This window comes from Halobacillus sp. BAB-2008, assembly GCF_000328325.1.
GTDB lineage: Bacteria > Bacillota > Bacilli > Bacillales > Halobacillaceae > Halobacillus.
Genome location: NZ_ANPF01000121.1, coordinates 1 through 4,238 on the forward strand (window position 1 = coordinate 1; position 4,238 = coordinate 4,238).

The 4,238-nt window shown below is 45.3% G+C and carries 6 protein-coding genes; 3 read left to right on the forward strand and 3 right to left on the reverse strand.

Going from position 1 to position 4,238, the window contains the following annotated elements; translation table 11 throughout:
* Positions 1 to 141 precede the first annotated feature (141 nt).
* Positions 142 to 819 (forward strand): queuosine precursor transporter, encoded by a 678-nt coding sequence (locus D479_RS19510; RefSeq protein ID WP_008640569.1) that lies wholly within the window; start codon positions 142 to 144, stop codon positions 817 to 819.
* An 11-nt stretch (positions 820 to 830) separates the two neighbouring features.
* Positions 831 to 1,235 carry a ribonuclease HI family protein gene (locus tag D479_RS19515; RefSeq protein WP_008640571.1) on the forward strand — a complete coding sequence of 135 codons (405 nt, stop codon included), beginning with the start codon at positions 831 to 833 and terminating at the stop codon, positions 1,233 to 1,235.
* A 2-nt stretch (positions 1,236 to 1,237) separates the two neighbouring features.
* Here the strand turns inward: D479_RS19515 and D479_RS19520 are convergent, their stop codons facing one another.
* From D479_RS19520 to D479_RS19530, 3 genes are all read right to left on the reverse strand, one after another.
* On the reverse strand, positions 1,238 to 1,537 hold the full coding sequence (locus D479_RS19520; protein ID WP_008640573.1) for a DUF6123 family protein: 300 nt from the start codon (positions 1,535 to 1,537) through the stop codon (positions 1,238 to 1,240).
* A gap of 316 nt (positions 1,538 to 1,853) precedes the next feature.
* A complete protein-coding gene (locus D479_RS19525) occupies positions 1,854 to 2,366 on the reverse strand; it encodes an isoprenylcysteine carboxylmethyltransferase family protein (RefSeq protein WP_008640575.1) in 513 nt (170 codons plus the stop codon).
* Between the two features lies 1 nt (position 2,367).
* On the reverse strand, positions 2,368 to 3,453 hold the full coding sequence (locus tag D479_RS19530; protein ID WP_008640577.1) for a 3-oxoacyl-[acyl-carrier-protein] synthase III C-terminal domain-containing protein: 1,086 nt from the start codon (positions 3,451 to 3,453) through the stop codon (positions 2,368 to 2,370).
* Between the two features lie 216 nt (positions 3,454 to 3,669).
* Here D479_RS19530 and D479_RS19535 point away from each other — a divergent pair, with 216 nt between their 5' ends.
* A complete protein-coding gene (locus D479_RS19535; protein WP_008640578.1) occupies positions 3,670 to 4,212 on the forward strand; it encodes a hypothetical protein in 543 nt (180 codons plus the stop codon).
* The last annotated feature ends 26 nt before the right edge of the window (positions 4,213 to 4,238 follow it).

Here is a 4,238-nt window from a genome sequence, read left to right on the forward strand (position 1 = left end):
CCGCTGACGGTTGCCTTTTTCAGCTGCTTTCTAAAACTTTACATATTGCATTGTCTACCAATCCATCGTATAATTTAGGGCTGTTGGTCTATTACCGCGGTTCGAAACCTCCCGCGATACCAAAACTAAGGAGGAACTAAAATGAGTAACGAATGGATTTGGATAGGCTTTGCCCTTATTAATTTCCTACTATTGATATCTATGTACCGTCTGTTCGGTAAACCCGGGTTGTTCGTATGGATCGGGATGTCAACGGTACTTGCAAATATCCAGGTCGTCAAAACCATCGAACTTTTCGGGCTGAACGCAACGCTCGGGAACATTGTCTATGGGACTGCTTTTCTGGCGACGGATATATTGAATGAAAAATACGGAAGGAAAGACGCACAAAAAGCGGTTTGGATGGGATTCTCCACCCTGATCATCATGACGATGATCATGCAGACAGCACTGCTGTTTGCACCCGGGGAAAATGATATGGCCCAGCCGGCTTTGGAGACGTTATTCGGTATTGTACCTAGAATAGCAATCGGAAGCCTTGCCGCCTATATTGTCAGCCAGTATTTTGACGTTTGGCTTTACTCCAGATTGAAAAAGCTGTTTCCAGCCGATCGTCATCTATGGATCCGCAACAATGGAAGTACGATGATCAGTCAGCTGCTTGATACAGCAATCTTCTGTACCATCGCGTTTTACGGACTGTATCCAGGCGGAATTTTCTTGGAAATCTTCCTGACGACCTATATAATTAAATTTGCAGTGGCGGCGCTTGATACCCCGTTCTTCTATTGGGCTAAGAAGATCAAACCTTCAGAATAGGAGATGTTGCAATGATCGAAGCCTACACAGATGCAGCTTCCGGCGGTGATCCCGGACCGAGTGCCGCAGGGGTTGTTATCAAGAAAAAGAACCAAGTGTACGAGTTTCCTAAATATCTTGGGACTTGGTCCAATCATGAAGCTGAGTTTTTAGCTATCATCCATGCATTAGAAGTATGTGTACACCATTTCCCGGATGAAATCATTTCCATCCGGTCTGATTCTAAGACAGCCGTCGAGACGATTGAGAAGAACTTTACAAAAAACGGTAAGTTTCTTCCGCTCCTTGAACGGATACAAACCCTTCAGGCGTCCTTTCCTTTTGTATTTTATAAGTGGATTCCTGAGAAACAGAATAGAAACGCCGATCGGGTGGCTAAGCAATGCCTGATCCAACATGAGAGTCTGGACCATTAAGGTCAGACTCTTTTTTTTGCAGCTGACCCGCCGACGGAGAGCCGCTGATCAATGTGCCTGTAAGCGTGACGCTTTGTACGGATGGACGGGGCAGCAATTAATTCTAAAATACTGATATAAAAGCTTGGATCGAAATTTTGTTGGACTTTCAGAGTGGTACGTACAGCTATGATCGTCTTCCACTCGGAGGCATTGGTGGAATTCTTTCCAAAATAAATGAAGCGTACGTCTTCATCACTCAATTTGAAGCCCTTCGACCATAGATCTTCTAAGAAATAAGCGAGTGCATGCTTCTTCTCCATAATTCGCTCCTTTTCTTCCTGGAAATCACTATCCTTTGTATTCGTTCGACAATTTCTCTTTTCTTTCTACCAATCATAACAAAAAATAAAAGCCAAGTGGGAATCACCTGGCTGAAATAATTTGTTCCTATTCATCTTTTTTATGATTAGCTGCAGGCGGTATGGGCCGACCCTTCCACCCAGTCAACACCGACCGTGCGGGCTGAAAACCAATTTCCGATAATAAGGAACACCATCCCACTTCGCACCTTCCTCATTGAAAGTGTTTTCCTTAGTGGGTTAGAAATACAGTGGATCCAATGCCTGGCTGTAATAGTTACACACGCTCCCGTAGAGCCCTTTCTTCCGCGGGAATCCTCACCTGTAAAACAAGCAGGTGGAGAAATGGAAATACGAAAGCTGTTACATACGCTTGAAAAAGGACGGGAATGACGAGCAGTTCAAAAAAGACAATCACGTAATTCGGGTGTTTGATGTACCTGTACAGACCTCTGTTAATTGGTTCTTCGTCCGGCAGTACGATAATTCTGGTGTTCCACCTCTTTCCGAGCGTCCCTATACACCAAATCCGGAGCGCTTGTAAGACGATGAACGACAAAAGTGCTGTAAAGAACAGCGGTCCCGGCTCTGGAGCAGGGGTAAGGAGAAAATCTCCAAGCAGGGAAAGAAAGAATAACGTATGAAGAATCAGAAATAAAAAGTAATGACCCTTCCCCCATTCTTTGGCTCCCCGTTCCATCATCCACTCCTTGTTCCGGTCCGCTATTTGAAGCTCTGCCAATCGCTGAACGACTAAGAAGATAAGAATCAACCATAGAAGCAGTTCCATCTTACACCCACTCCAAACTGACGATTTCCGAACTGAATCCAGGTCCAAGGGAAGCCATAAGGGACTTCACTCCCTTATGCGGTCGATCCTGCAGAACCCGGTCTAGGACGAAGTGAACGGTCGGGGACGACATGTTCCCATGTCGGGCAAGGACTTCAGAAGAATGGCGTAAAACGCTTGGATCCAATCCGAAAATCTCTTGATAGCTCTCCAGAACTTTTCTTCCGCCGGGATGCGCAATCAAAAATGGCAGCTCCTCCACTCTCCAACCGTTCCGATCCAATACTTCCTTTGCATGTCCACTCCAAAAATCTCTAACCAATTTCGGAATGCTTTTATTAAAAATAACTTCAAATCCGGTATCTACAATACGCCAGCCCATCACATCCGTACTATGCTTCTTCGTCTTTGAATCGAATCCGGTTATCTTTGGAACAGAACCTCTCCTCTTCTCATTTAATGTTGAAGCGTCCCCGGTCAAGAGAACCGCAGAAGCTCCATCACCAAAAAGTGCGGTGCCTACGAAGTTGCTCACCCGAGGGTCTTTCCTTTGAAAAGTAAGGCTGCAAAGCTCCACACAAATAACAAGGACGTTCCCTTCCGGGTTACCAAGCAGCCATTCGTACGCCTTCCCCACCCCGCTCGTCCCTCCTGCACAGCCGAGGCCGAACAGCGGAGTCCGCTTTACATTTTCCCTCATCCCCATTTCGTTCATGATATAGGTATCGAGCGTCGGCGTTGCTATCCCCGTTGAAGAAACGAATAAGATATGGTCAATCTCCGAGGGAATTACCTTATCCTTCAACAATTCCTTGTTATTCAGACACTTCTCAACCGCACCGATCGAATAACGGAGTGCTTTATCCTGGTATATCTCGTTCCTTTCCTTTAATCCATGCGAGGTACGGAACCAATCGAGAGGCTGAGAAATTGCCGACTCGGAAATATGAGCGTTCTCAAAAATAGGAAGCAATCGTTTCTTCTCATGGGGTTTCAATGGGAAAAGGTCATCGATCATATCCTGTACCGTACTCTGTTTGGCGGAGTAATCCGCTTCCTGAATACCACTTGTTAGTATGTAAGGCATGTTCTTCCGCCTCCTTTTTTCCTTATCATCTGCAAAAAGGAGAAAAATATTCCATTATTCTTCATTCCTGCGTAAAACTAAGAAAGACCCACCTCTAAAAGCAAAAAATAAATATTAGAATAATCAGTATAGTTTAACATTTTAGCAAATTCTTTACATTTTACTCCGTCTCCCTTAAAATGGAATTTGCTATACATATAGAAAGGGGTAGGTCACATGAAGAAATGGTTATTGGCTTTGGGCTTGACCAGTGCCATCGTCGTTGCAGGCTGCAGCTCGGACGACGAATCGGCAGAAGAAAACACGGATCAGACAGAACAAACAGATGAGAAATCCGGCGATGAACAAGACGCTAAAAAAGCCGTCATCGATGCGCAGATGAACATGAAGGACACGTTCCATCCTTATCAAGAAAAGATCACCGCTTATCAAACAGCAGCATCCGCGGAAGAACCGGATGCCGAAGCAGTGAAAGCTGCCGGTGAAGAAGCAAAAACAGCGGCTGATGAAGCAGCTGAGGCCGCTACTGGTTTTGAAGTAGAAGCGGATGTATCCGATGAGGTGAAGACACAGATTGAAGAAGCTGTTCCATCCCTGCAAGCGTACTACGAAGAAGTATCCAAGGCTCTCGATGAGAGCATCGAAGAAGCAGACTTCACAGCAGCCGATGAAAAAGCAGCAGAATTCAATGAAAAGATCGGAAAAGTATTTGAAGATGCTGGACTTGCAGCACCTGATATGATGAAAGAACTTTCCTAAAAACACACCCCCTGGTGCATCTGAGC

Coding starts and splice junctions, on each gene's coding strand:
- D479_RS19510 (WP_008640569.1), top strand. CDS start 142: ATGAGTAACGAATGGATTTGGATAGGCTTTGCCCTTATTAATTTCCTA.
- D479_RS19515 (WP_008640571.1), top strand. CDS start 831: ATGATCGAAGCCTACACAGATGCAGCTTCCGGCGGTGATCCCGGACCG.
- D479_RS19520 (WP_008640573.1), bottom strand. CDS start 1,537: ATGGAGAAGAAGCATGCACTCGCTTATTTCTTAGAAGATCTATGGTCG.
- D479_RS19525 (WP_008640575.1), bottom strand. CDS start 2,366: ATGGAACTGCTTCTATGGTTGATTCTTATCTTCTTAGTCGTTCAGCGA.
- D479_RS19530 (WP_008640577.1), bottom strand. CDS start 3,453: ATGCCTTACATACTAACAAGTGGTATTCAGGAAGCGGATTACTCCGCC.
- D479_RS19535 (WP_008640578.1), top strand. CDS start 3,670: ATGAAGAAATGGTTATTGGCTTTGGGCTTGACCAGTGCCATCGTCGTT.